Source organism: Streptomyces eurythermus (assembly GCF_014649115.1).
Taxonomy (GTDB): Bacteria; Actinomycetota; Actinomycetes; order Streptomycetales; family Streptomycetaceae; genus Streptomyces; species Streptomyces eurythermus.
The window spans coordinates 16,596-41,886 of sequence record NZ_BMSK01000036.1 but is presented as its reverse complement, the minus strand read 5'-3'; the positions used below and the strand labels follow the sequence as shown (position 1 = coordinate 41,886).

Below are 25,291 nucleotides of genomic sequence, written 5' to 3'. Positions count from 1 at the left end.
CGTTCGCGGTGCAGCGGCTCGGTGGCGTCCCTCGCCGCCGCGAGCAGCCGCTCACGGCACAGCCGCACGGCCTGCTCGCTCGCCCAGGGCGGAAGATGCGGGCGCCACCCCCAGCGCAGGTCGTCTGCGGTCACCGGCGTGTGCAGCAGGCCGGCGGCCTCGGCGAGCCAGGCGGCGTACGAGCCCCGGTCGAGCAGCGCCCTCGTGACCGCCCCGAGGGGGCGGCGGTGTCGCGCGCGCCACCCGGCCGCGTGGCGCAGGCCGGCCGCGGGCGAGTGCCGCAGCAGACCGTGCACATACGAGGGTGGCGGCTGGACGACCTGGTCTCCGCCGAAGCCGGACAGCCGCAGCCGGGCCCCGCGCGCCCGCATCCGCTCGGCCAGGTACCGCTGCTCCACCCGCGTACGGACGATGGCGGACGGCTCGTCGCCCAGATCCACACGCTCGTCCAGCCCGCTGAAGTGAGCGGGCACATCGCCCGGCTCGAACACCAGATGCTCGACGCGGGGCAGGTGCCCGGCGGCCCGGGTGGCGTACTGGAAGTCCTCGTTGGTGGGGGCGCCCGCGTCCATGGTGACGGTGACCAGCCGGGCGCCCGCCCGGGCCGCCAGGAAGCACAGTGAGGTCGAGTCCATGCCTCCGGACAGGTCCGCGCCTACGACCTCGTCCGCTCGCACCCGTAACGCGACCGCCTGCTCAAGTGCCGCACGCAGCCCGGCCGCAGCCTCTTCCAGGGGCAGCCGGTCCTCCGGCGGATCCCACCAGCGCCGGACGCGCACCTCGCCGTCGCGCGCCAGCTCCAGAGCAGTGCCGGGCACTACGGCGTGCACGCCACGCCACAGCGCACCCCAGCCGAGTGGGTGCGCAACGGTGTCACCGGACAACCGCAGCGCCAGCTGCGCGGTGTCCAGCTCCGCGCCGGTCAGCCGGGCGAGGACACGGGACTGGCCGGCCAGGACCGTGACGCCACCGGACTCGGCCCGGTACACCCGCCGCTGCCCGGAGAAACTTCCCCGCGCGTAGGTGTGCCCCGCGACGGAGGCGAGGACGTGGAAGCAGCCGTGGACACCCGAAAGCACCGGCTCGATGTGCGCGATGTCAGTGACCTGCCGGGCCCGCGCGGCCAGCTCGGCGGAGTTCAGGGAACACGTCCCGGCGAGGGCCAGACGCACGTCACCGACGGCGCAGGCGGTCAGCTCCTCGTCCGGCCAGCAGCCGACCAGCCACGGACGGCCCGAAGCGTGCGACAGGACCCGGACGACGGTCGGGCCGGAGATCTCCCGCAGACGAGCGAGGAGACCGGGTGCCGTATCCCGGTCGGGAAGGACAACGAACCAGCAGGCCGGCGGGATGCCCATCGACTTCTCCAGGGTAGGGACCGAGCGACGGCGGGGCGGTGTGAGACCGGGTGCCGGCCCAGACCCGCACGGCCAGGACCGGCACCCGCCGGGCCCTCAGAGCCACCGGCCGACCGGAACGTCAGGCCAGTCCCCGAAGAAGCCCTGGGTCACCTCGGCGTACTGCCCGACCTCGGCCAGCAGCGGCGGCTCGTAGACGTCCTCTGCCCCGATGTCCTCCAGCGTCTCCTTCACAGCGATCACCTCCGGTCACCTCGAAGCGGAACTCCCGCTTCCCACAACCCAGTTAGGCACGCCACGCCGCGAACAGACCACCCCCGCCAGGCCGAAACCACCTGAGTGAGGGACAGAAGATCCCCGCCCGGCACACGCCGGGGTACGTACCGCCCGCCCATACACCAGCTCATCCACCCACACACCCGCTAATCCGCCCGCCACACCAGTACACCCCCGGACAGTGAAGCCAGGACGGAGGCGACAGCGCACGGCAGCGGGCGAAGCCGCGGTCGGCGCGTGCCCGCAGGGCGCAACCCGAGCGCGAACCCGGACGGGACACCGCACCACCCCCACCAGGTCAACCAGGTCTGCCGCCGCGAAGACCTGGCGGACCTGGTCGCCGACACCCCCCTCGGGCCCGAGCAGGCCGCCGCCCGCCTCCGGGTACGCCGTGCAGACGTCGACCACATGGTGCGATTCGGCTGGGTCCGCTCCCCGCAGTCGATCGAGGTCCGCTTCGGCACCAGCCGGGCCGGGGCCGTCGACGTCCCGCTCTGCACCACCGACTCCGTCGACGCAATCCCCGCCGCACACCCGGAAAATCGACTGGGAGCAGCCGCGCGCCGTGAAGAAGGGCCGACGCTCCCCGCTCGCCCCCCTGTGCCCGGCACCGGCGTAGGCCTACTGCGGGTGCAGCCCTCCGCCCCCGGGCCCGTGGTCGTACCGGGTGCCGAGGGTGGTCACCCGGCCTGAAGGCGCCCGGCCTCCAGGCCGTCCAGGCGTTCGTAGAGGGCACGGACGAGCCGGGCGCGGTTCTGGACGCAGCGCACAGTGCCCTCGACCGCCACGGACAGCCGGCCTTCCGCCTCGCGCAGGACAATGTCGGCGAGCGACCGGGGCCCGCTGCCCTTGGGGAGTCGGGCGGCACGGCGGCGGACGTCGGAGGCGACGGCGCGGGCGTGGCCGGTGAGCTGAAGGGCGATCTGCTCGTAGTCGCGTTCGGCGAGCGCCTCCGTTCCGGTCCACGCCAGGACGGCCTTCACCAGGCACTCGTACGGCTCGCGGTCGAGGGGAAGCTCCGCCCCGATGAGCCCTTCGGGGACGTACAGGACCCTGTGGCTGCTGGTGTGCATGGCGGGCATCGCTGCCGGGGCGGTATCGCGCGGGTGGCCGGCGGTCACCGCCGGGCGTCCTCGCCGACGCCGCCGGCACGGTCGTCCTGGTCCCCGGTGTGCTGGGCGAGGAACCGGGCGAAGCCGCGGTCCACGCGGGCAAGCAGGCCCCGGGAGGGGACGCCACAGGCAGACGGCTGGAGGCCGCGGCCCTCCAGGGCCGAGGCGGTGATGTCCGTGGATGCGCGCATGGAACCCCGCCTCTCCGGCTGGTGGTCCGTCGGTGCCGTCGACGCTACACAGCAAGGTACTCCCCCTGCCGTTCCCCGGCCGCTTCCCGGGCGCGGCCCTGGGCCGCCTCGCGGCGCAGGTTGCCGATCGCGTCCCGCAGGGGCTGCAGGTGGGTACGGCCCAAACGCAGCAACGCCGGCCCGGCCGGGCCGTACTCGCGCAGCCGCTTCAGGCCGGTGGCGACGATGGGGATCCTGCCGTCGTAGTCGTGGAAGCCCTCCGCCCGCTCCCCCTGCCACAGGCAGCGGGTCAGCTCGTGCAGGCGCGCGATGGCGCGGTCGGGATTGCGCTCGCCGATGCGGTCGAACACCAGCAGGACCGGCGGGTGCGCCCTGTCACCGGAGAAGGTGGCCGGCGCGCTCCAGCAGGTGCGCTACATCGGCCGCTCGGTGCCGTCGGTGTCCTTCACCTCCCGCCGCACAAACCGGGCGTACTTGCCCAGCTTGCCGGCGATCTCCTCGGCGGTCTCGTGGCAGTTGTCGACCTCGATGAACAGCAGCGGCACCCCGTCCTGCGGGCCGGTCAGGACGATGCCGGCCTGGGCGCCGCCCCGCCCGGGCGCGTTCCACGTGCCGGGCGGCCGGGCAGCGGCACCTCGGGCCAGTACGAGGCGATGGTGCCGAACCCGGGCGGCGCGTCGACGGCGGCCCGGGCGGCGGCCTGGACGTGCGGCGGGTCGACGGTGAACCTGGCCATGTCCGGCTTCGGGCGCAGCATCGCGATGACGGTCTCGTTGACGGCCATCGGGTGCAAGGCGCCGCTGGAGCCCACGCCGCGCGCGGCGGACCCCATCTCCGTCACCGGGCGCTGCAGGAGGCGGCTTGCAGGCCCTTGGGGGCCAGGTTCCGCAAGCGGTCCCCCGCCTGGGTGGAGCCGCCGTTCTCCACCAGGCCGTGCCGGCGCATGCCGGAGAGCACGGCGGTGTGGGAGGCGGTACGGGCCTGCTTCCGCTTCGACGCAGTCGGCTTGCCGGTGTACCGGTGGCTCAGGTGCGGAGCGCCGATCCGCTGGATCTGATCAGCCGTGGCCACCTTCAATGCCCCGAGCACGCACAGCACGTCACCGAGCAAGGTCTTCGTCGATCCCGCCGGGTTCGTCTCCCGCTCGCCCGCCATGAGCCCCACTCCCTTCCCGTCACCCACCACACCACCACGCCCGGCCGCCGGACGCCGACCGCGCCCGACCGCAGAGGACACCCGGCCCCCGGACCCGATGACCTCCTCCCCCACGGACAACACAGAGAAGTTCAGGAGGGGAGAAGAGGGCTGTGACGACGCGGGGCGCGCTCGATCTGCGCGGTGACCTGCGTGTTTTCTGTTTTGCTCTCTCGATATCAGGCACCAAAGGGGGTTCCACAGTGGCTTCCCACGTGCATACCGCAGAACGTCGGGACGGCTGGCCCGGTACTGGTCCCTTCGCTTCGGAACCGAGGGTTCGGCCGCCAAGCGGCAGGAAAGGCCCTCGCCCCGGTTCACGCGTCCGGGACGAGGGCCCTGGGTGCTAACGCGGCTGCGGCGAGCGCGCTGTCCGGCGAATCGTTCTCACGGACTTGGCGGCAGCCTCGTGTTCCCCTCTCGGGCCACCGTCTCAGGCACTGGTCCGGGAGAACAGCGGGTCACACCCAGACGTAGAGGTCGTACAGGCCGCCGGCGTTGCGGACGCACTTGGCCGTACCGGCATAGGAGTCACGCAGCGCTATGCACTCCGACTTGGAGAACTCACCTATGTAATCCCAGCCCGCAGCCTTCGCGGGGACCAGAGTGGCGGCTGTGGCCGTCGCGGTCGTGCCCGCGGCGGCCGAGGCGCCCGCCGAGGCCATCATGACGACTGCCGCGCCGGCGGCAAGTGCGCCGAGGACGCGCTTCGCTGTCGTGCGCATGGTCCGTCTCCCTTCACCTGTGCCACGAGGGAGGTTCCCTCCTGGCTGCCGACAGCGTCAGGGAACGACTCGGGCGGTGACCAGGTGTTCCGCTGTCCCGGACAGCCGTCGCGCTGTCCGGCGTGGTCAGCGGCCGGACCTGGGTTCTGTCCCGGACAACTCGGGACGGCTGGTCGGGCCCTGTGACTTGCATCTCCCACTCGGAGAACGTCGGTGGGCCCATGTCCACTCCTCCGCCGCAGTCCTCCCCGGCACAGGAGAACGGAACCGACATGTGGATCACACGTCCAGGGTCACCAGCACGCCGTTAAAGGCGGCGGCTTCTCGGCGGTGGGCGGGACGGTAGCGGAGGTGGACAAGGGGTCAGGGACGGCTTCGTGGCCGGGCCGGCCCTGCTGGACAAGAGCACCAAAATCAGCCCTTGCAGCCCCGATTCATCCTGTTTCGATTGTGATCGTTCGTGATAGTTGGCGGATCCGGGATCCGGACCGGACTCTCCGCTCGTGTGGGTGGGGTTCAGTTCACCGATCAGGCGGGCGTGAGGTAGTCGGTGTTGCGTGCGGCTTCGGGGGTGAGGCCGGTCCAGCGTCGGAAGGCCCGGTAGAAGGAGTTGGTGTCGTCGTAGGCGAGGAGGTAGGCGACCTGGGAGATGGGGAGGGCGGGGTCCGCGAGGTAGCGGCGGGCGAGCTTTTCCCTGGTGTCACTGAGGACGGCCTGGTAGCTGGCGCCTTCTGCCTGGAGCTGGCGCTGGAGGGTGCGGGGGCTGAGCATGAGCTGGGCGGCGACGGCGTTGATGGAGCTTTCGCCGGCGGGCAGGTGCTCGTGGAGTGCGGCGCGCACCCGGTCGGCGGTGGTGGCGGACGCTTCGAGTTCGGACAGGCGGCGGCGCAGTTCGGGTGCGAAGAAGTTCCACATGGCTTCGTCCTCGGTGAGGAACGGCTGTGAGGCGTCCTCGGCGGAGAAGGTGATGGCGTCGGCCTCGCCGGCGCGGACTGGTGTGCCGAAGTACGAGGTGGTCCCGGCCGAGGGCTGCGGGGCGTGGCGCATGGCGACGCGGGTCGGGTGAATCTCGCGCCGTGTGCCGATGCGTGCCAGTGCCGCCCAGAACGCGAGTTCGGCCGCGGCAAGGAGTGGGGGTGGCGTCGGGCCGTCGGGCCAGTGGACCGTGATCGTCAGCCCGGTGCGGTCGGCGGTGACGTCGAGGTTCACAGGGCCGATGAGCGGCTTGAAGGCGGCGATGCGTTCGGCCGCGGTGCGCAGGTCCGCGCTGCACAGCGCCGCGAAGATCGGCGGATTGAACACCTCGACGGACAGAGCCCGCCCGATCCTCACCGCCAGGTCGGGATCCGCGGCCTCGGTGTCCAGCGCGTCCCAGAACCGGTAGTACTCCTCGGTCGTCATCGTGACCTGGCCGTGAGCGAAGAGACCGGCCGGAAGCTGCGCCCGGCGCAGCACGCGGGCGAGGGAGATGCCGAGGTCGTGCAGGAGTGCGCGGGTGCCCGGGTCCAGGGTGAACTGCTTCGATGCCATGCCCCGAGGGTAGTTCCGCGCACGCGAGGAAGGGCATGCCGCATGCGCCATCGGACCCGCAGAAGACGCCATCTGGAGGTGGCGTGAACAGCAAGAAGGTAGGCGTCTTCCGCTAGTCCCCTGACGTGTTTCTCCGCCTAGCGTGGAAGCCACGAGCCACCGCAGCGGTGAACTCGGCGAAGGAACGGAGACGACCATGACCAAGACGATCCTCATCACCGGCAGCTCCAGCGGCATCGGCCGGGCAAGTGCGAAGCACTTCCACGAGCAGGGCTGGAACGTGATCGCCACGATGCGCAGCCCCGAGAAGGAGACCGAGCTCACCGCCCTGGAGAACGTGCTCGTCACCCGGCTCGACGTGCAGGACTCCGCCTCGATCGCCACGGCCGTCGACGCCGGCCTGGAGCGGTTCGGTCGGATCGACGTGCTGCTCAACAACGCGGGGTACGGCGCCTACGGCCTGCTGGAAGCGATTCCGATGGAGAAGGCCCGACGGCAGTTCGACGTGAACGTCATGGGCCTGCTGGAGACGACCAAGGCCGTCCTGCCGCACCTGCGCGCCAACGGCGGCGGCACCGTCGTCAACATCTCCTCCATCGGCGGCAAGGTCACCTTCCCGCTCGGCACCCTGTACCACGGCAGCAAGTTCGCCGTCGAAGGACTGAGCGAGGCGCTGCACTACGAACTCGCCGCGATCGGCGTCCACGTCAAGCTCGTCGAGCCGGGCATCGTCGACACCGACTTCGCCGGCCGTTCCTTCGACTTCACCAACGACGAGTCCCTGGCCGAGTACCAGAAGCTGGTCGGAGCGGTCCTCGAAGGGCAGGCGCAGCTGGGCGCCGGTGGCGACAAGCCCGAGATCGTCGCCGAGACCGTCTACCGGGCGGCCACCGACGGCACCGACCAGCTGCGCTACCCCGCCGGCCCGTTCGCGGCCGAGCTGATCGCCCAGCGCGCCGCCACGGACGACGCCACCTTCCTCGGCGGCATCAAGAGCCGGTTCGGCATCTGAGAGCTCCCTTGCGCCACCGGCCACCGACAGCTGCTCACCCCTTGACGAGGACCTCATGACCACCACCACCAAGACAGCTCTCGTGACCGGAGCCTCCTCCAGCATCGGCGAAGCGACCGCCCTCAAGCTGATCGCCCTCGGCTACACCGTCTACGGCGCGGCCCGCCGCACCGACCGCCTCCGCAAGCTCGCCGAACGCGGCGTGCGCCCGCTGGCGATGGACGTGACCGACGACGACTCGATGCGCAGCGGGGTCGACCGGATCGTCTCCGAGACCGGCCGCATCGACGTGCTGGTCAACAACGCCGGATACGGCTCGTACGGCGCCCTGGAGGACGTCTCCCAAGAGGAGGCGCGCCGTCAGTTCGACGTCAACGTCTTCGGCGCCGTCCGTCTGACCCAGATCGTCCTGCCGCACATGCGGGCCCTGCGTAGCGGGACGGTCGTCAACGTCACCTCGATGGGCGGGAAGATCTACACCCCGCTGGGGGGCTGGTACCACGGCACCAAGTTCGCCCTCGAAGCCCTCAGCGACTGCCTGCGGATGGAGGTCAGGCCCTTCGGGATCGACGTCGTCGTCATCGAGCCCGGCGGTATCCGTACCGAGTGGAGCGGCATCGCCGCCGACCACCTGGAGAAGTCGTCCGCCGGCGGTGCCTACTCCGGTCAGGCCGAGGCCGTTGCCGCCTCCATGCGTTCCGAGGCCATGGTCAAGCGCATGTCCCCGCCCACCGTCATTGCCGACGCCGTCGGCAAGGCCGTCACGGCCCGCCGGCCCAGGACCCGCTACGCCACCGGTTTCGGCGCGCGCCCCCTCCTCGCCCTGCGGCGCGTCCTGCCCGATCGGGCCTTCGACGCGATGATGGCCCGGTCCGTGGGCCTTCCCCGCTGATCCCCTCCGGGCAAGGGCCGCCGGGGGCGGCCTGGACCGCGGCGGCCCGCGCCGCCGCACCGGTCGTTCTTTCCACCGAACCTGCCCTCGGGCACACCTTCACCATCGGGAGAACTCGTGCGTGTCATCGTCTTCGGAGCGTCCGGCATGATCGGGTACGGCGCCCTGTACGCGTCCCTGCGGGATGATGCGGTCACCGAGGTCGTCGCCGTCGTCCGAACCCCGCTGGACGTGGCCCATCCCAGGCTGCGGCAGATCGTCCACGCCGACTTCACCGACTTCACGGCGATCCAGGACGAGCTCACCGGCTTGGACGCCTGCTTCTACTGCCTCGGCGTCTCCGCCGTGGGCCGCTCCGAGGCCGAGTACACCCGTGTCACGTATGACTACGCGCTGGCCGCGGCTCGTGCCCTGATCACCGCGAGCCCGGGCCTGACGTTCGTGTACGTCTCCGGTGAGGGCACCGACCCGACCGGCCAGAGCCGTCAGATGTGGGCCCGGGTCAAGGGCCGTACGGAGAACGACCTGCGGGCGCTGCCCATGACGGCGTACATGTTCCGCCCCGGCTTCGTCCAGCCGGTCGACGGTGCCGTCTCCCGCACCCCGCTCTACCGCAGGATCTACCGTGCCACCGCGGCCCTCCACCCGATGCTGGGGCGCCTGTTCCCCCGGCACATCACCACCACGGACGCTGTCGGCCGGGCCATGCTCGCCGCTGCCCGGCCGGGCAGCGGTGCTTCCGCCGTCCTGCGCAACCCCGACATCAACCGTCTGGCCACCGCGAGGAGGCGAAGGAGATGGCGGTGTCACCCGGCCGGCCTCTCGTTGATCAGGGAGCCTTGGCGCAGCCATCGGACGAACGCGAAAGCCCACGTCACGACGAGGAGCAGCAGCAAGATCAGGGCCAGGAGCCAGGAGACGGCCCGGACCCGGCAACCCCGGCCGGGCACCAAGGAAGTCGAGGAGACCGGCCTCGTCGGCCTGGCGGCCGCCATCGGCAACGCCGTCTCCCACGCGACCGGCCGCCGCATCCGCTCCCTGCCCGTCACCATCGGCCAGCTCATGCACTGGCATCCGGCAACGAGGGACATGGCAGGCAGGACACCCAGCCAGCCCGCCGCGTCCCCGGCGCCCGGTGCCACAGCGGATGAACGGCTGCGACAGATCCCCCCTCATGAACGATCCTCATGAACGATCATGATGCCGCTCTCCCACCACCGGTGCCGGACCAGGCCGCGGGTGATGAGGCGGCCGGTGGGCGCGGTGGCTTCGGCGGTGTCCTGGGCCGGTGCCTCACCTCGTGGGTGGCGACGCGGACACACCCCTGCCGGAGTCACGGTGCCGGGGACCGGGAGGCAGCCGTCTCATTGATGTCGGCGTTGGTCAGGGTCCGGCGGGGTGCTCCGGTGCGGACGGTGTGGATCATGGCTCGTCCGAGGTCGGTGCTGCTGGTGATGTGGCGCGGGGCGACGCGGCGGATCAGGGGGGCCAGGGGGGTGAGGAGCCGGTAGAGCAGAGCGTAGAGCGGGGTCTTCGCGGTGGTGCCGGGCAGGGGGGTGATGATGCCGGGGCGGAACATGAAGGCGCGCGGGGTGAGCGCGAGCAGGGCGTTCTCGGTCTCGCCCTTGACGCGCGCCCACATCAGGCGGGTCTTGCCGGTGGGGTCGGTGCCGGCGCCGGAGACGTAGCAGAAGGCGATGCCGGGGCTCGCCTCGAGCAGGGCGCGGGCGGCGGCCAGGGGGAAGGCGTAGGAGACCACCCGGTAGTCGGCCTCGGTCACGCCGAGGGCCGAGGTGCCCAGGCAGTAGAAGCAGCCGTCGTATCCGGCGAGCCGGTCCTGGACCGCGGTGAAGTCGGTGAAATCCTCGTGGTGAAGCTCGCGGAGCTTGGGGTGGGTGCGTCCGGTGCGCGTACGGCCGACGGCGAGGACCTCGGTGACCGCGTCGTCACGCAGGCAGGCGTCCAGGACTCCCTGGCCGACCATGCCGGTGGCGCCGAAGACGATGATGCGCACGGTGTTCCTGTTCTGTCGTAGGGCTGGGGTTGTGCGGACCGGACTCTTGTCCGGCCCGGGCGTCTGCGTCTGGCGGGGCGGGGCTTTCAGGGCTGAGCGGTCATGGTCGGTCCCGGGGAGGCCGTGCGGGGCGCTGCGTATCTCGGGCTGCTGCCGGAATCGATGAAGCGGCTTCCGCCCTGCGTGCTTCTAGACCGTCTTGGACATGCCGCCGTCGATGACGTGGTTGACGCCGGTGATGTTGCCGGCCACGTCGGAGAGGAGGAACGCGGCCAAGGCCGCGACTTCCTCGGGTTCGGTGATGCGGCCGGTCGTGACGTTCTCGTCCTTCACCAGTTGCTGGGTGAACTCGGCGAGGGACATGCCGGAGGCGGCGGCCCAGTGGGCGGCCTGACCGTCCGGGTCCTGGAAGGCGGTGGTGTTGACCATGCCGGGGGAGATGGTGTTCACGCGGACGCCCAGGGGGCCGAACTCCTCGGCCAGGGACTTGCCGAGCGTGATGACTGCCGCCTTGACGGCGCTGATGACCGGGAAGGCCCCGGGCATCAGCCCGCTGATGGAGGAGATGTTGACGATCGCTCCCCGGCGCTCGATCAGGCTGGGCAGGGCCGCCCGAGTGGCGCGGACGGTGCTGAGCACGTTGATCTCGAAGGCGCGGGTCCACAGGGTGTCGTCGGCGTCGTGGAAGCCGACGGACGTTCCGTTTCCGCCGCCCACGTTGTTCACCAGCAGGTCGATGCCGCCCAGCTCGGCGAGCGCGGCGCGGAAGAGGGCGGAGACGCCTTCCGCGGTGCTCAGGTCGGCCGCCACCGTGTGGGCGCCGGTCTCCTTGAGCTCGGGCGTGATGGTGCGGGCGGCGCCCACGACACGGACGCCTTCGCCGACCAGGGTCCGCACGGTGGCCAGTCCGATACCGCGGCCGGCTCCGGTGACGACCGCCGTCTTGTCGGTGAGATTCAGGTTCATGGCGTTCCGATCGTTGAACGAGGGGTGCGGAGGGTGAGTGAGGGCTGCCCGAGGCCGGGCTCGGGTGCCGGGGGCGGGTGGGAGGGACAGGCGTTGTCGGCGGCGGTGGAGACGCGCTCCCAGCCGGCCCAGGTCCGCAGCCGCCCGATTCGGCGCGGGCGCCGGGTGCTGCGTGCTCAGTGCCGGGGCTGGAACTGGGGGTTCCAGAAGATGCCGACGAGTTCTTCGGATGCGGTCCACAGGCGCCGGGCGGCTGCGGGGTCGCTGGCCGCCGCGGAGCGGCCGACGAGGGTGGGGTTGCCGCGCATTTCGCCCCGGCCGTCGGGGCCGACGAAGCTGCCGCCGGGCAGGTCCTGGACGGCGGCGTACAAGGTGGGCAGCGCGCCGGCCTGGCTGTCCTGGGCGATCAGGCGGTTGCCGAGGCGCATGAGGAGGCCGCGCAGGGCGCTGGCGTCGTTGCTCTGCAGGTTGGTGGCGGCCCAGCCGGGATGCGCGGCCATGGCGCGTACGCCGGAGCCGACCGCGGTCAGGCGGCGCTGGAGCTCGAGGGTGAAGAGCAGGTTCGCGAGCTTGGACTGGCCGTAGGCGGTCACCGGGTCGTACTCGCCGGTCAGGTTGAGGTTGTCGAAGTGGATGCGCGGGGAGCCGGGAGTCTTGTGCCCGGTCGAGGACAGGGACACCACGCGGTCGGTGACGTGGGGCAGCAACAGGTTGGTCAGGGCGAAGTGCCCGAGGTGGTTGGTGCCGAACTGCATCTCGAAGCCGTCCTTGGTGCGGGCCTCGGGGATGTACATCACGCCGGCGTTGTTGATGAGCAGGTCCAGCGGCCCCTCCCAGTCCGCGGCGAACCGGTGGACGGAGGAGAGGTCGGCCAGGTCCAGGGGGCGGACCTCCGTGCTTCCCTTCACGGTCTCGGCGGCGGCCTGCCCGCGCTTGGGATCACGGACGGCGAGGACCACGTGGGCGCCGGCGCCGGCCAGGGCACGGGCGGTGGCCAGGCCGAGCCCGCTGTTTGCCCCGGTGACGACGGCGGTGCGGCCGCTCTGGTCGGGGATGTCGTTGACGGTCCAGGTGTGCTTCGTGTTCTGTGCCATGCCGCCCAATGTAGCCAGTGATAACAATGTGGTCAATGGCAACAATGTTGACGCTGGCCACTCCCGCGCTAGGGTGGCACCGTGACGAACCGGCCCTACCACCACGGAGATCTGCCCTCGGCGCTCCTCGCCCAGGCGGAACAGACGTTGCGCGACAAGGGCGCCGACCAGCTGTCCCTGCGGGAGCTGGCCCGCGCCATCGGAGTCAGCCCCGCCGCACGCAGCCGGCACTTCAAGACCAAGCAGGACCTGCTGGACGCCCTGGCGCAAACCGGCTTCGAACGGCTCGCCGACGCCGTCGCCGCCTCCCAGGAAGGAAGCGGGCAGACCTTCGCCCAGCGCCTCGACGCCGCAGCGCGCGCCTACGTGAGCTTCGCGGTCGACAACGCCGCACTGCTGGAGCTGATGTTCTCCGCGAAGCACAGTCCGCAAGCCTCACCGGCGCTGACCGCAGCCGCACACCGCTGGTGGGAGTTCTTCCTGGAGCTGATCGCCGCCGGCCAGCGCAGCGGCGAGGTGCGCAACGGGCCGCTGGAACGTATCGGCCTTCCGGTCTTCGCGGCGCTGCACGGGTACGTCGGCGTGGTGATCAGCGGGATGCTGCCACACGACCTGGCCGAACACGGACTCGACGACGTGATGGCATCCATCCTGCACGGCTGCGAACCGCAGCAGAACCCGGCGTCGCGACAGCCGACCGCCTCGCCGAGATCGTCCGCAACCGGGGCGATCAGTGCCCGTCCCGGGCACTGACAGCAACACCCAGCCCCAAAAAGCACGCTGCCGAGCAGCCCCGTACAACAACCCCGGAACGACAAACGACCGCCGGCCCTGCCCCGACGGGACGGGGCCAGTGGTCATTGGACCCTTCACCCCCGCAAGACCCACTTTCGACACATGGCCGAGGCCCGACTCCGTGATCATTCACATGGTCACCGTCTCCGGCTCGAAGAACGGCAGAGCGGCAACCTGGTGGCCGGCGAACTCGGCGATCAGCTCAGCCGGCACCCCCGGGCAAGGCCACTCCATCACCTCCCCCAGCCATCCCGCATCGGCAGCGGCAACATCACGTCGCGCAGCAGCATCGCCACATCGCTCGAGGTGTCCGAGCCGAGCGTCAGACGGAAGGCAGGCAGCGAGTGCGCGCAGAGGCCAAGGCCCAGCGTCAGCATCGCGGAGACCGCCTCACCGAAGACCGTCTCCCGCAGCAGCACCGGCAACCGTGTCGAATCCAGCACCATCACCTGCCCTGGCCGGTGGACCACCACCCGCGTGGACACGCCCGCCACCCCGGCCACCCCGGCCACCCCGGCCGCCGCTGCCGATCACTCGTAGCGTGAGCCGGATCCCCCCGGCCCGAACCACTCCCGCCAGACGCCCAGCAGCGTCGGGCGTAACGGCACCACCTCCTGCGGAAACTCCGGGAACCCCTCGAACACGTACTGATGCACCAACCGGCGCTTCGCGCTCATGCTGGTCTTCGCGCGGTCCCTGCACTCCCGCCTAAACAGCGAAGATCGCTTCCCGGACTCCTCCGTGACGCTCGGGCGGCCGCCGCGGCGCCTGGTCCACCACCCGTCCGCACAGGCCAGCAGCAGGCTCTCGCCCCGCTTCGCCGACAACCACTCCAGCGTCCTGAAGCCCATGAAGCGCAGCCCCAGCATGTCCGCCTCATGCTGCGGCATGGCCTCGAGCTCGACTACCTTGGCCCGCCGCCGGCCGGTCAGCGTCGTCCGCTCCGGATCGTAGGCCGGCCGCGCTCGCCCGGCCGTGCCCGCTCCGCACGGCCGTCCCTAAAACCCGTCATCGCCTCCAGCACGTGCTCGGCCCTGATCCGGGCCCGGTCCAGCTGGCTATCGCCAAGGTCGGCCAGCGTCCACGGCTGCCCCGCAGGCCGGGAACCGGCCGACGGCCTCGGACAACACCCGGGCATCGGGCTGGTGGACCAGCCAGCGGATCGAACGCGATTCGCGATGACCGTCGGCATGCACCAGCGTGAGCCGGCCGTGCTGCGGCTCCATCACCTCCACGGTCCACCCGACCCCGTTGAGCAGGAACGCACTGCCCTGTGCCACATGAAGCAGCCCTCGCCGGCCCGCCATCACACCTCCTCGTGCGCGGCAGGCCGACCATCGAGCGGCCGATGAGCGGGCCCCCAAGGTCGGTCAACAAGCCGTCGATGCCAGAGCAGATGCTTGGCGTTCGCGCGGGCGACCGCCTCGCAGTGCGTCGCCTTCACCAGAACACCGAACCGCACCTCCCCCCGCTGGGCCAGCGCGAGCAGCTCAGGCCGCAGTCCGAGCGGATCCCTTCATCGGGCCTCTCTGAGACGACAGGGCGTCCAGCACGCTGTGGACGTAAGCCCGCAGCCCGACCACCACCGAGTAGCGCCAGCCGCAGACCACGACTGCCTCCCTGGCCGCAACGAACTTCACCACGTCCGCGTCCCTGATCAGAGCAGCGGGGCGTACGTCGAATAGCCACATCCCACCATCGGGCATTACCGCGAGGCAGTCGGGAGTGTGCCGCTCCCGACCGTGAACGGTCTCGAAGCCAACCTCGAACGGCTGCGACAGCACATCCCGTACCCGCACGAAGGGGAGAGCTCTCCCCCGCCAGCGGCCCGGACGCTGCCCACAGGGCCACGGTTTCAGCATCGGGTTCGAGGCCGCCGCGATCAGCAGGGCGGCCCGACGATGAGTGCCTGTTTCGGAACTCTGTATCAGCAGGTCGAAAGGTGTCAGTGGTGAGCTGACGCCCCCAAGCCGCTACCGGACGAGGAGGCTCTCGATGTGGTCGATCACCGCTGACACGGCCTGCCGGTAGGCGGTGCTCGACCGGCGGACCTGGGACAGCAGCATGCCGCCCTGGATGGCGGCCAGCAGAGCGGTGGCGAGCGCGGCGGTATCGGCGCGCTCGCTCAGCTCGCCCCGTGCCTGCATGCGTGCGAGTCCCGACCTGATGGGGCCTTCCCACCGGTCGAAGGCGGAGACGAGTCTGGTCCGTGCCGACTGGTCGCCGTCGGCGAGTTCGCTGGCGAGCGAGCCGATCTCGCAGCCGCCTTCGCATCCTCTTGCGTCCTGTCGGTTCCCTGCCCTGTCGCACCACTCGCGCAGGGCCTCGATGCTGTCCAGGTTGTCCAGCAGCGGACGCTGCTGGGCGAGCTGGGTGTCCGTTTGGTGGTCGATGACCGCCAGGACCAGGCCTTGCTTGTCGCCGAAGTAGTGGTAGATCTGCGACGCGCTGACCCCGGCGGCCGCCTGGATGTCCGGGATGCTCGTGCCCCCCGCGCCGCGGTGGAACATCAGCTCCGCAGCGGCCTCGATGATGCGTTCGCGGGTCTTGCGGCCCCCCTTGGTGAGCCGCTGTCTCTTCGGCTCTCCGGTCTTCGCTGGTGTGCTCATATGCCCACGCTAGTCGAGTTGGAATTGACATTCCAATCATGCCCTACCGATGATCTGGAAAGGTCATTCCATGCCCGGGTGGCCGTCTCTTCAGACAGGTGAGTGCCATGCTCCTCGACCCCCAGATCGAGATTCTGCTCAAGGAAGTGACCGCAGAAGGCGGACCAGCTCCCCACACCCTGACGGTGGCGGAGAACCGCGCGTTCGGGCGTGCCTTCGGCGCCCTGGCCGGCGCTCCCGTACCAGTCACCGACGTCCGGGACACCACGGCCGCTACCGAAGGCCGCGATATACCCGTCCGTATCTACCGGCCTTTCACCGAGCCGGATGCCGGGCCGCTGCCTGTGACGCTCTTCTTCCACGGCGGCGGGTGGGTTTTCGGCGATCTGGACACCCAGGACAACATGGCCCGCTTCCTGACCATCCGCTCCGGCACGATCGTGGTCTCCGTCGACTACCGGCTGGCACCCGAACACCGCTTCCCGGCCGCAGTCGACGACGCCTATGCTGCGCTGACCTGGGTCGCGGGCAACGCCCCGGGCTTCGGGGGCGACGGAGAGCGCATCGCCGTGTTCGGCGAGAGCGCCGGCGGCAACCTTGCCGCGGTTCTCGCACAGGACTCTCTGCGCCGCGGAGGGCCTCGCATCACGCTCCAGGTGCTCGCCTACCCGGCGGTCGACCGGTTCGACGACAGCCCCTCGATGTACGAGAACATGACGGGTCCGGTCCTCTCCCGTTCCTATCTCGAGTGGTTCTGGGGCGCCTACCTCAGCACCCCGGACCAGGGTGCCGACCCGCGGGTCTCACCGGCGCGTTGCGACGAACTGGCCGGACTTGCTCCCGCCGTCATCGTCACCGCCGAGAACGACCCCCTGCGCGACCAGGGCGACCACTACGCCCGCAAGCTGGCCGACGCCGGCGTACCGGTCCAGCACCTCCCGGTCGAGGGAGCCGTTCACGGCTTCCTCTCGTTCACCGGCTCGGTGCAACTCTCGCGGGACATACTGAACCAGCTCTCGGACGCCGTGGCCACGGCCTTCAACTGACCCAACCTGGCACCGCCAGCCGCCGAACCTCTGCCGCACGCACGCGGGACAGCGACCACCACCGAGCTGTCCCTCGCCATGAAACGGCCGGTCCAGGGCTGCTCGGATCGGCCTCTTCATCGGCGGCAGAATGTGGCCACCCCGGCCGATGAGCCGTTCGGCAACCGGTCACGCTGACTGTTCACCAAACGGCAGGCCCTCACGCCCGGAGAACCCAAACGGACCCTGACCAGTCCTCAACGAGGTTCAGGAACAGGCACTGAGCTTGACGTTTAACCTGCCCGCGTCATCGCGGGGACTTCGCTGCATGTCCAATCGCGATGAGGCCGACACCGACAACCAGGAGCGATGGTGAGCGCAAGTTCCAGCTGATCAGTATCAGGATCGCCCCTGCTCCCCAGCATCTGGGTTGCCGTACTCGCTGCTGGAGCCATCGACCGGGCATGCTGCCGAGCAGCAGAGCGTGCACCCCAATGACGGCCAGGACGATGGCGAGGGCGACCAGCACAAAGCCCAGCACAAGGAACGTGAACAAATCCCTTTCCCCCCTGCTCCTGGCTGTCACGCCGCATCGCTATCCAACCCGACTGCCGCGGAGATCTCACTGCCGGGGCGGGTGTGACGTTTGACGTCGGGGCTTGGTGCCGACTTTGTGATGGGCCGGACGGGTGTATGCCTCGCCGGTCGCGAGGACTCTCCCCACTTCATGGCGGGTGGCCAGCTTACGGTTCTTCGAGCCCGGAGGTCGTCCGGGTCCGGGACGCGATGGTTTCGGTGCACCGGCTGGGGAGCCGGTCTTCGTGCGTAGGTTCCTGAACCCCCGCCGGACGCGGGAGGGCGTGAGCTTGTTCGCCTCAGTCGGCTTCTCCCAGGGCCTGCGGAGGTCGGTAGCCAGCGGTCGGGCGAGCCGGAGCTGGGCATAGGCGGCGATCACGAGCCAGGTCCACCGGTCGGCCGCTTCCGAGCTGCGAAGCCGGGGCTTGGTCCAGCCGAGGGTCTGCTTGAACAGGCGGAATGTGTGCTCGATGTCGAAGCGGCGAAGGAAGCACTGCCAGCAGCGGTCGACATCCGCTTCGGTGGCGCCGGTGCGCGACTACCACAGCCAGACCGGCTTGTTGACCCCGCCGCTGGGCAGCTTCTGAACGACCAGGCGGATGACGGTGCCTTCGATGACGGGCAACGGCCCGTCGTGGTCGAGCCATGCGGCCCGGCGGGTCAGCCGCGGGTGCAGCCGGTCCCACGCCTGCGCGGTCGCCTTCCCGTAGAGCCGGGTGCCCGTGACCGTCACGGCCTGCTCGTTGCCCCAGGTTGCGGACTCGCCGAATACGAACTCGCCTCCGTGCTTGGGCGGCCGGCCGCCCTTGGGGATGGCCACGTGGAACTCTTCGCGGGAGGGTGTCGGACGCCGCATTACCCGATCTGAGCGGAGCCGGCCAAGGATCTCGACGGGCAGGTCACCCAGCAGGTGGGCGATGCGCGGGGCGTCGTATCCGGCGTCCAACACGACCAGGACCTCCGGGTCATCCGGCCGCCACTGACCGGCGGCAACCAGCCGCTCGATGACCTCACGGATTTGCACAGTGGTCACCGCGGCGACGTCGGCGCCGAGCTCCAGGCGGACCGCGTCCAGCACCGCCGTCCAGGACGTGCGGCCGGTCTCCAACGCGGCCACCACCGAGTACGGCCAGCCAGGCACCATCTGATGCTTGCCCTCACCCCGCCCGAAGGTGTGGCAAAAGGCCCGGTCCGCACACGTGTTGGCGTCCGGCCGCAGCCACGGCGAGACATCCATCGCCAGCCCCCGGTCGGTGGTTGGCACACCGTGACCGCCCTGGAGCAACCCCTCGTCCGCGAGGACAAGACCGTTCACCTCGCCCTCGCCGTCGAGTCGGTGGAGCTCCGTGTGGCCGTCGGCCCGCAGAGCGACGCCCGCCTCCACGAGCTCTTCGACGGCCCGTGCGCGACGGCCGTCCGCACGGCACTGGAGCGGGAGCAGGCCCAGCCGGAACACCGCTCGATCACCTACAACCCGATGGATGGCCTCGGGCCTGACACCATCCTGCTCGTGGAGGACCACGCCCTGTGCGAGGACGGCGAGGACCACGGGGAGCTGATGCTCTCCTTCTCGCCCTCGCTCAACTTGCACCTCCTGGCCGCCTTCGCCCCGCCCGTCGCGGAAACCATCCGCTCGGTTCTCCGGACGGCTTGAGCGCCTACCCCCTGTCGGCAAACGATGGCACCCTCAAGTGATCAGCGCACCACCTACGCGCACTCGGTCCGTGCCGGCCGGTCACCGCCACCCCTCCGTCCGCACCCACAACCAGCGGGGCGGGCGCCGGTGAGGGAGTCGCAGCTCCCCCCCCCACCGGCGATTCGTGCTCTGCCCGGGGCCGTTCGGCGACCCGGCCGGGTCCCGTACGGGCACCGGCGCTTCTCGGTGGCCGGGCTACGGCAGCACCACCGGCAGCGTGACGCGGTGAATGCCGTGTCGTTGAACCAGACCGACACGGCTGTCCGCCGGCGGACTCTCGTGCGCGCCGGGGGGATCCGACAGGGCGCAGAGCGGGAGCGGAGGGCAGAGGCGGGGCGTGGTGGCGACGGAGCATGGGAAGTGAAGCGTGGCGAATGCGCACAGGTCCTCGATGCGACACGGCATGGCCCAGTGGAGTGACAAGCTGCGCCGCCTCCCCGAACCGGAGCAGCATCAGGCCCTGCTCGATCTGGTGTGGACACGGCTGTCGGCCGTGACGGGTGTCACCGACCGGTCGGCCGAGATGACGTCCCCCTGGCGGAGGCTGGGCGTGTACCGGCAGGTGGCGGACCGGTTGCGCGCCGACCTCTGCGAGGTCACGGGGGTGGGGCTGCCTGCGACCGTGTTCTTCGACCACCCGACCCCCCATACGTTGGTGGGCCACCTGCGGTCCGCACTCCTCGGGCTGTGCGGAGGGGACGATGACCACACGCTGGCGGGAATGGCCGCCGACGCCGCTGTTGTGGTCCAAGAGCCACTCGCCGTGATCGGTCTGGCATGCCGCCTGCCCGGGGGTGCCGACTCTCCCGAGCAGCTGTGGCGGCTGGTCGCAGAGGGGAGGGACGCCATCACAGGGCTGCCCGAGGACCGCGGGTGGGATCTGGACGCGCTGTACGACGCGGACCCCCGGTCGCCGGGCACCACCTACACCCGCCACGGCGGGTTCCTCAGTGGTGTCGACCTGTTCGACCCCGGCTTCTTCGGCATCGGTCCTTGGGAGGCGGTGGCGCTCGACCCGCAGCAGCGGCTGATGCTCGAGACCTCCTGGGAGGCCCTGGAGCGCGCGGGCATCGCCCCGTACACGCTGCGCGGCAGCCGGACGGGGGTCTTCACCGGAGCTTCCCTCCAGGACTACGGACCGGCGTGGCACGAGGCCCCGCCGAAGGCGCAGGGCCAGATGCTGACCGGCAACGCGCTGGGCGTGGTCTCCGGGAGGATCGCCTACACCTTCGGCCTCGAGGGACCGGCCCTCACCGTCGAGACGCAGTGCTCCGCGTCGCTGGTGGCGCTGCACCTGGCCGGGCAGGCGCTCCGGGTGGGCGACTGCGACCTGGCACTCGCCGGCGGTGTGACAGTGATGTCGACGCCGGGCATGCTGTCGGAGTTCAGCCGGAAGCGGGGGCTGGCGCCGGACGGGCGGTGCAAGGCGTTCTCGGCCTCCGCCGACGGGACCGGTTGGGCCGAGGGGGCGGCCGTGGTGGTGCTGGAGCGGATCGACGACGCGCGACGGCGGGGACACCCGATCCTGGCGGTGCTGCGCGGCACCGCCGTGAACCAGGACGGCGCGAGCAACGGGCTGACCGCGCCCAGCGGACCCGCGCAGGAACGACTGATCCGCCGGGCACTGGCCAGCGCAGGGCTGCGGGCGGCCGACGTCGACGCGGTCGAGGCCCACGGCACCGGAACGACACTGGGCGACCCGATCGAGGCGCGGGCGATCATCACCGCCTACGGCAAGGACCGACCGCCCGGCCGGCCGCTCCACCTCGGCTCGCTGAAGTCCAACATCGGACACGCCCAGGCCGCGGCCGGTGCCGCCGGAGTGGTCAAGATGATCATGAGCCTGCGGCACGGGATGCTGCCGCGCACCCTCCACGTGACCGAGCCGTCACCGCACGTCGACTGGTCGGCCGGGCAGGTGCGGCTGCTCCAGGAACCGGTGCCGTGGCCACCCCACGCGGACCGCCCGCGCCGTGCAGCGGTGTCGGCGTTCGGCGTGAGCGGCACCAACGCCCACGCCATCATCGAGGAGGCGCCCGGGGGCGCACCGGGCAGGGGAGGACGACCGGCGTCCGGTGCGGGGGGCGGATCCACTCCCATCGCGGCCGTGGCCACGGACACCGCACTCCCCGTCGTACTGTCGGGCCGCACCGAGGCGGCCGTACGCGAGCAGGCGGAACGGCTCGCCGCGCACCTCGCTGCCCACCCCCGACTGACGCTACCGGACACCGGGTTCACCCTTGCGGGCCGCACCCGGTTCGAGCACCGTGCGGTCGCCACCGTGCGCGACCGGGCGGAACTGCTGGGCGCCGTGCAGGCACTGGCCCAGGGACGGCCGGCGCCCGGACTGGTCACCGGCCGCGCACGGTCGGGGGTGGAACCCCTGCCGACGGCCGCGCTCTTCACCGGCCAGGGCAGCCAGCGCAACGGGATGGGACAGCAGCTGTACGCCGCCCACCCCGTCTTCGCACGCGCCCTGGACGAGGTGTGCCTGCACATGGCGCCCCACCTGGCACGGCCGCTGCGGCAGGTGATGTTCGCCCCCCACCACGAGGCCGACGCGGAACTGCTGCACCGGACCGAGTACGCCCAGCCCGCGCTGTTCGCGTTCGAGACCGCCCTCTACCGGCTCGTGGAGGCATGGGGGGTGCGGCCCGTCGCGCTGGTCGGGCACTCCGTCGGCGAGCTGACGGCCGCTCACGTCGCCGGGGTGTGGTCGCTGGCCGACGCGTGCGCACTCGTCGCCGCACGCGGCAGGTCCATGGAGGCCTGTCCGCCCGGCGGTGCGATGACGGCGCTCGAAGCAGCCGAGGAGGAGGTGCTCCGCTCCCTGGAAGGGATCGGGGACCAGGTCACCGTCGCGGCGGTCAACGGCCCCGCAGCCACCGTCATCGCGGGCCACTCGCCTGCGGTCCGCCGCGTCGCCGCTGCGTGGGAGGCACGGGGCCGCAGGACCACGCGGTTGCGCGTCAGCCACGCCTTCCACTCGCCGCACATGGACCACGCCCTGGACGAGCTGCGCGCCGTGGCCGAAGACCTCGAGTACCACCCGCCCACCGTGCCGGTGGTCTCCCACCTCTTCGGGGAGCCGGTCCCCGCGGAGCAACTCACGTCGCCCGAGTACTGGGTCGCCCACGTCCGCCGGCCCGTCCGGTTCCTGGACAGTGTCCGCTGCCTGCACGAGGACGGCGTCACCGGCTACCTGGAGCTCGGCCCCGACGCCGTGCTCACCGCGATGGTCCCGGCCTGCCTGCCCGAGGGCTCGGCCCAGGTGGTCGCGGCGTCCGCCACCCGGAAGGGGCGCGCCGAGGACCTGACACTGCTGGCGGCTCTCGCCGAGCTGCACGTCCAGGGTCTGGGCGTCGACTGGCGGGCGCCGTTCGAGGGACGCGGGGCCACCCATGTCGAATTGCCGACATACGCCTTCCAGCGCGAGCGGTACTGGCTCGACCGGCACAACCGACCGGTGCCGGCGCGGTCCCGCCGGACCGGGGGACCGGACAGGCCGGCTGGGTGGTGCTACCGCGAGGCGTGGCGGCGCCTGGACACCCCACCAGCGACCGGCCGCCGCCCCGCGACCGGGGTGTGGCCGCTGCTGCTGCCCGCCACGAGCGTGGACGAGGAGACGGAGTCCCGGCTGTCCCTGGCCATCGAACACGTCGGCGGCAGAGCCCTGCCGATCAGGTGGGGCCCCGGCGACGCGGACCGGACGAGAATCAGGGAACTCCTGCGCCGGCGGCTGCCCCACGGGGAAGAACCCGCCGGTTTCCTCTCCCTGCTGGGCCTCGACACCACTGCACGCGCCCTCCCCCTCAGCGAAGGTCTCGCCCTCACCATCTGCCTCGCACAGGCGCTGGCCGACCTGGAGTCCCCTGCACCCCTGTGGTGTGCCACCCGTGGTGCAGTGGCGATCGACGCCAGCGAAAGTCCTGCCGAGCCCGCACAAGCCATGCTCTGGGGTCTGGGCCGCACCCTGGCCCTGGAACGACCGCACGGCTGGGGCGGCCTCCTCGACCTCCCCGCCACGCTCGACGACCAGGCGTCGATGTGGCTCGGCACCGCACTGGCCCTGCCACGAGGGGAGGACCAGCTGGCGGTCCGCCCGTCCGGGCTGTACGCGCGCCGCCTGGAGAGGGCGGAGCCACGCCAGGGACAACCAGCGCGGTGGCGTCCACAGGGCACCGTGCTCATCACCGGTGGTACGGGTGCGCTGGGCGCCCGGACCGCCCACTGGCTCGCCCGTAACGGTGCCCAGCGGCTGGTGCTGACCAGTCGCCGCGGCATGGACACGCCCGGTGCGCGGCAGCTGGCGGGTGAGCTACGGGCGACGGGGTGCGACGTGCTCGTCATGGCCTGCGACATCGCGAACCGGGAACGGGTCGCCGCCCTCCTGGCCGCACTCCCCGGCGACGAGCCGCTGACGGCCGTGGTCCACGCGGCCGGGGTCGCCGGTCCCGCCGCGCCGCTGACCGAGACGGCCCTGGCGGACTTCACCGATGTGCTGGCCGGGAAGGTCGCGGGCGCTGCCCACCTCGACGCGCTCCTGGCGGACGCGCCGCTGGACGCCTTCGTGCTGTTCTCCTCCGTCGCCGCGAGCTGGGGCTCCACCGGGCAGGCGGCCTACGCTGCGGGCAACGCCTTCCTCGACGCCCTCGCGCAGCACCGGGCCGCCCGCGGACTCAAGGCGACCGCGGTGGCGTGGGGCCCGTGGGCGCGAGCAGGAATGGCGACCGAGCCTTCGATGCGGGACGTCATGCGCAGGGGAGGACTGCTGCCCATGGCTCCCGAGCGGGCGACGGAAGAGCTGTGGCGGGCCGTCGCGGCCGGCGACAACGGGCTGACCGTCGCCGACGTCGACTGGGACCGCTTCCTGCCGTCGTTCACGGCCCGCCGGGAGACCCGGCTCTTCGACGCGCTGCGGGACATGCCACCCACCCGTGGGGAGGCGGCACCCGGCGCGCCCCGCGCCCGGCAGGAAGAGTCCCCCGGCCCCGCCGTGCGCCTGGCCGATCTCCCGGACGCCGACCGCGGCCGGGCAGCACTGGACCTGGTCCGTGCGCAGGCAGCGGAGGTGCTCGGCCACCCGTTGGTGCAGGACGTCGACCCCGCCCGGCGCTTCCTGGAGCTCGGGTTCGACTCCCTGGCGTCCGTGGAGCTGAGCCGGCGCCTGTCCTCGGCGACGGGCCTCACCCTGCCCACGACGGTGGTGTTCGACCATCCGACCGCGACCGATCTCGCACGCCACATCGCCGAAGTGTCGGCGGTACCCGTCACGGCGGCGGCGCCCACTGCGGCCGTCCTCACCCCGACGGCCCCGCGCAACCCGGAGCCCGCCGGCCCGGCGGGTGTACGCGAGCTGTACCGCCGGGCGGCCAACTCCGGTAAGTGCAGTGAAGGAATCGCTTTTCTGCGGGCTGCCGCGAAACTGCGGCCGGTGTGCCACGACACCACCGGGTTCGGCGCCTGCCAGCGGATGGTCCGGCTCGCTTCCGGCCCCTCGTCCCCCGTCCTGGTGTGCCTGCCGCCGATGGTCGCCCCGTCCGGGCCGCACAACTTCGCGCGGCTCGCCCTGCACCTGCACGGCCTGCACGACGTGTTCGGCCTCTCGCTGCCGGGGTTCGGGGACGGCGAACCCTTGCCGGCCACCAGGGAACTGGTCGTCGACCTCCACGCCGACACGGTGATGCGGGAGCTCGGCGAGAGCCCGTTCGCCCTCGCCGGATACTCCTCCGGAGGCTGGCTGGCGCACGCGGTCACCGCCCGGCTGGAGGGCCGGGGCACACCACCGCAGGCACTGCTGCTGCTCGACACGTGGCTCCCGACCGACAACGTCCCGCAAGAGTACGTCGCACGGCAGATCCAGGGGCTCACCATCAACGACCAGGCGTTCGCGCTGATGACCGAGGACCAGTTGACGGCCCAGGGCGCGTACCTGGACCTGTTCGAGGACTGGCTACCCGAGACACTCGGGACGCCAGTGCTTCTCGCCGCGGCCGCCGAAGACACCCTGCCCACCCCACCGTGCGGGCAGGGCGAGGAAGCCCCCGTCACGGCAGCGGAACCCGTCCGCACCTGGGACTTCGGCCACGACATCGTGCGGGTGCCGGGGGACCACCAGACGATGATGACCGCATACGCAGCCGATACCGTTCGCGTGCTGCACACCTGGCTGCGGAGAGAACGGGCGACGCGCTGAGATCCCGGGGCCTTCCGACGGGGCTATGAT

The 25,291-nt window shown here is 71.3% G+C and carries 23 protein-coding genes and 2 pseudogenes; 8 read left to right on the top strand and 17 right to left on the bottom strand.

Annotated elements, in window-relative coordinates; genetic code table 11:
• Together IE251_RS39280 and IE251_RS39275 are read right to left on the bottom strand one after the other, a co-directional pair.
• Positions 1-1,358: asparagine synthase-related protein (locus IE251_RS39280; protein ID WP_189757735.1), on the bottom strand; the 1,358-nt coding region annotated here is incomplete at its 3' end.
• Between the two features lie 96 nt (positions 1,359-1,454).
• Positions 1,455-1,601, bottom strand: coding sequence for a lasso RiPP family leader peptide-containing protein (locus IE251_RS39275; RefSeq protein ID WP_189757734.1), 147 nt, complete (start codon positions 1,599-1,601; stop codon positions 1,455-1,457).
• A 291-nt stretch (positions 1,602-1,892) separates the two neighbouring features.
• Here IE251_RS39275 and IE251_RS41565 point away from each other — a divergent pair.
• A pseudogene (locus IE251_RS41565) lies at positions 1,893-2,253 on the top strand (hypothetical protein); the annotation flags it as partial.
• A 61-nt stretch (positions 2,254-2,314) separates the two neighbouring features.
• Here IE251_RS41565 and IE251_RS39265 read toward each other — a convergent pair.
• The 8 genes from IE251_RS39265 to IE251_RS39235 form a co-directional block, all read right to left on the bottom strand.
• Entirely contained in the window at positions 2,315-2,707 is a 393-nt protein-coding gene (locus IE251_RS39265) for a DUF6415 family natural product biosynthesis protein (protein ID WP_189757733.1), read from the bottom strand.
• A gap of 44 nt (positions 2,708-2,751) precedes the next feature.
• Entirely contained in the window at positions 2,752-2,937 is a 186-nt protein-coding gene (locus tag IE251_RS39260) for a hypothetical protein (protein ID WP_189757732.1), read from the bottom strand.
• 44 nt (positions 2,938-2,981) lie between these two features.
• Entirely contained in the window at positions 2,982-3,287 is a 306-nt protein-coding gene (locus IE251_RS39255) for a hypothetical protein (RefSeq protein ID WP_189757731.1), read from the bottom strand.
• A 63-nt stretch (positions 3,288-3,350) separates the two neighbouring features.
• The gene (locus IE251_RS41560; RefSeq protein ID WP_229897144.1) at positions 3,351-3,482 is read right to left on the bottom strand and encodes a replication-relaxation family protein; all 132 of its coding nucleotides are present in this window, start codon (positions 3,480-3,482) and stop codon (positions 3,351-3,353) included.
• Between the two features lie 17 nt (positions 3,483-3,499).
• Complete coding sequence (locus IE251_RS39250) at positions 3,500-3,778, bottom strand: hypothetical protein (protein WP_189757730.1); 279 nt, start codon at positions 3,776-3,778, stop codon at positions 3,500-3,502.
• Positions 3,775-4,092, bottom strand: a complete 318-nt coding sequence (locus IE251_RS39245) for a hypothetical protein (RefSeq protein WP_189757729.1) — start codon at positions 4,090-4,092, stop codon at positions 3,775-3,777. The genes IE251_RS39250 and IE251_RS39245 overlap by 4 nt, the downstream gene beginning before the upstream one ends.
• Positions 4,093-4,592: 500 nt before the next feature.
• Positions 4,593-4,856, bottom strand: a complete 264-nt coding sequence (locus IE251_RS39240) for a hypothetical protein (protein ID WP_189757728.1) — start codon at positions 4,854-4,856, stop codon at positions 4,593-4,595.
• Between the two features lie 528 nt (positions 4,857-5,384).
• The gene (locus tag IE251_RS39235; protein WP_189757727.1) at positions 5,385-6,386 is read right to left on the bottom strand and encodes an AraC family transcriptional regulator; all 1,002 of its coding nucleotides are present in this window, start codon (positions 6,384-6,386) and stop codon (positions 5,385-5,387) included.
• A gap of 196 nt (positions 6,387-6,582) precedes the next feature.
• On the opposite strand from IE251_RS39235, the gene IE251_RS39230 reads away from it, so the two are divergent.
• From IE251_RS39230 to IE251_RS41555, 3 genes are all read left to right on the top strand, one after another.
• Complete coding sequence (locus IE251_RS39230) at positions 6,583-7,398, top strand: SDR family oxidoreductase (protein ID WP_189757726.1); 816 nt, start codon at positions 6,583-6,585, stop codon at positions 7,396-7,398.
• Positions 7,399-7,453: 55 nt separating this feature from the next.
• On the top strand, positions 7,454-8,290 hold the full coding sequence (locus tag IE251_RS39225) for an oxidoreductase (protein ID WP_189757725.1): 837 nt from the start codon (positions 7,454-7,456) through the stop codon (positions 8,288-8,290).
• Between the two features lie 117 nt (positions 8,291-8,407).
• Positions 8,408-9,481, top strand: a complete 1,074-nt coding sequence (locus IE251_RS41555; RefSeq protein WP_229897143.1) for an NAD-dependent epimerase/dehydratase family protein — start codon at positions 8,408-8,410, stop codon at positions 9,479-9,481.
• A gap of 142 nt (positions 9,482-9,623) precedes the next feature.
• Here IE251_RS41555 and IE251_RS39215 read toward each other — a convergent pair whose 3' ends face one another.
• The 3 genes from IE251_RS39215 to IE251_RS39205 form a co-directional block, all read right to left on the bottom strand.
• The gene (locus IE251_RS39215; RefSeq protein WP_189757724.1) at positions 9,624-10,304 is read right to left on the bottom strand and encodes an NAD-dependent epimerase/dehydratase family protein; all 681 of its coding nucleotides are present in this window, start codon (positions 10,302-10,304) and stop codon (positions 9,624-9,626) included.
• A gap of 189 nt (positions 10,305-10,493) precedes the next feature.
• Positions 10,494-11,270 carry an SDR family oxidoreductase gene (locus tag IE251_RS39210; protein WP_189757723.1) on the bottom strand — a complete coding sequence of 259 codons (777 nt, stop codon included), beginning with the start codon at positions 11,268-11,270 and terminating at the stop codon, positions 10,494-10,496.
• Positions 11,271-11,446: 176 nt separating this feature from the next.
• Entirely contained in the window at positions 11,447-12,364 is a 918-nt protein-coding gene (locus tag IE251_RS39205) for an oxidoreductase (protein ID WP_189757722.1), read from the bottom strand.
• Between the two features lie 81 nt (positions 12,365-12,445).
• Here IE251_RS39205 and IE251_RS39200 point away from each other — a divergent pair, with 81 nt between their 5' ends.
• Positions 12,446-13,117 (top strand): TetR/AcrR family transcriptional regulator, encoded by a 672-nt coding sequence (locus IE251_RS39200; protein WP_189757721.1) that lies wholly within the window; start codon positions 12,446-12,448, stop codon positions 13,115-13,117.
• A 275-nt stretch (positions 13,118-13,392) separates the two neighbouring features.
• Here the strand turns inward: IE251_RS39200 and IE251_RS39195 are convergent, their stop codons facing one another.
• The 3 genes from IE251_RS39195 to IE251_RS39185 all read right to left on the bottom strand — a co-directional run bounded on the left by IE251_RS39195 (position 13,393) and on the right by IE251_RS39185 (position 15,768).
• Complete coding sequence (locus IE251_RS39195) at positions 13,393-13,644, bottom strand: hypothetical protein (RefSeq protein WP_189757720.1); 252 nt, start codon at positions 13,642-13,644, stop codon at positions 13,393-13,395.
• Positions 13,645-13,689: 45 nt separating this feature from the next.
• Positions 13,690-14,049, bottom strand: a complete 360-nt coding sequence (locus IE251_RS39190; protein WP_189757719.1) for a hypothetical protein — start codon at positions 14,047-14,049, stop codon at positions 13,690-13,692.
• A gap of 1,083 nt (positions 14,050-15,132) precedes the next feature.
• The gene (locus IE251_RS39185; protein WP_189757718.1) at positions 15,133-15,768 is read right to left on the bottom strand and encodes a TetR/AcrR family transcriptional regulator; all 636 of its coding nucleotides are present in this window, start codon (positions 15,766-15,768) and stop codon (positions 15,133-15,135) included.
• Positions 15,769-15,875: 107 nt separating this feature from the next.
• Here IE251_RS39185 and IE251_RS39180 point away from each other — a divergent pair, with 107 nt between their 5' ends.
• Positions 15,876-16,814, top strand: a complete 939-nt coding sequence (locus tag IE251_RS39180; RefSeq protein ID WP_189757717.1) for an alpha/beta hydrolase — start codon at positions 15,876-15,878, stop codon at positions 16,812-16,814.
• Between the two features lie 601 nt (positions 16,815-17,415).
• On the opposite strand, the pseudogene IE251_RS39175 reads toward IE251_RS39180, so the two are convergent.
• A pseudogene (locus IE251_RS39175) lies at positions 17,416-18,612 on the bottom strand (NF041680 family putative transposase); the annotation flags it as partial.
• 24 nt (positions 18,613-18,636) lie between these two features.
• Between IE251_RS39175 and IE251_RS41550 the strand changes: the two are divergent.
• Both IE251_RS41550 and IE251_RS39170 read left to right on the top strand, forming a co-directional pair.
• Entirely contained in the window at positions 18,637-19,023 is a 387-nt protein-coding gene (locus IE251_RS41550) for a hypothetical protein (protein WP_200692295.1), read from the top strand.
• A gap of 445 nt (positions 19,024-19,468) precedes the next feature.
• Positions 19,469-25,261: a type I polyketide synthase gene (locus IE251_RS39170; protein ID WP_189757716.1), complete on the top strand. Its 5,793-nt coding sequence runs from the start codon at positions 19,469-19,471 to the stop codon at positions 25,259-25,261.
• Positions 25,262-25,291 lie beyond the last annotated feature (30 nt).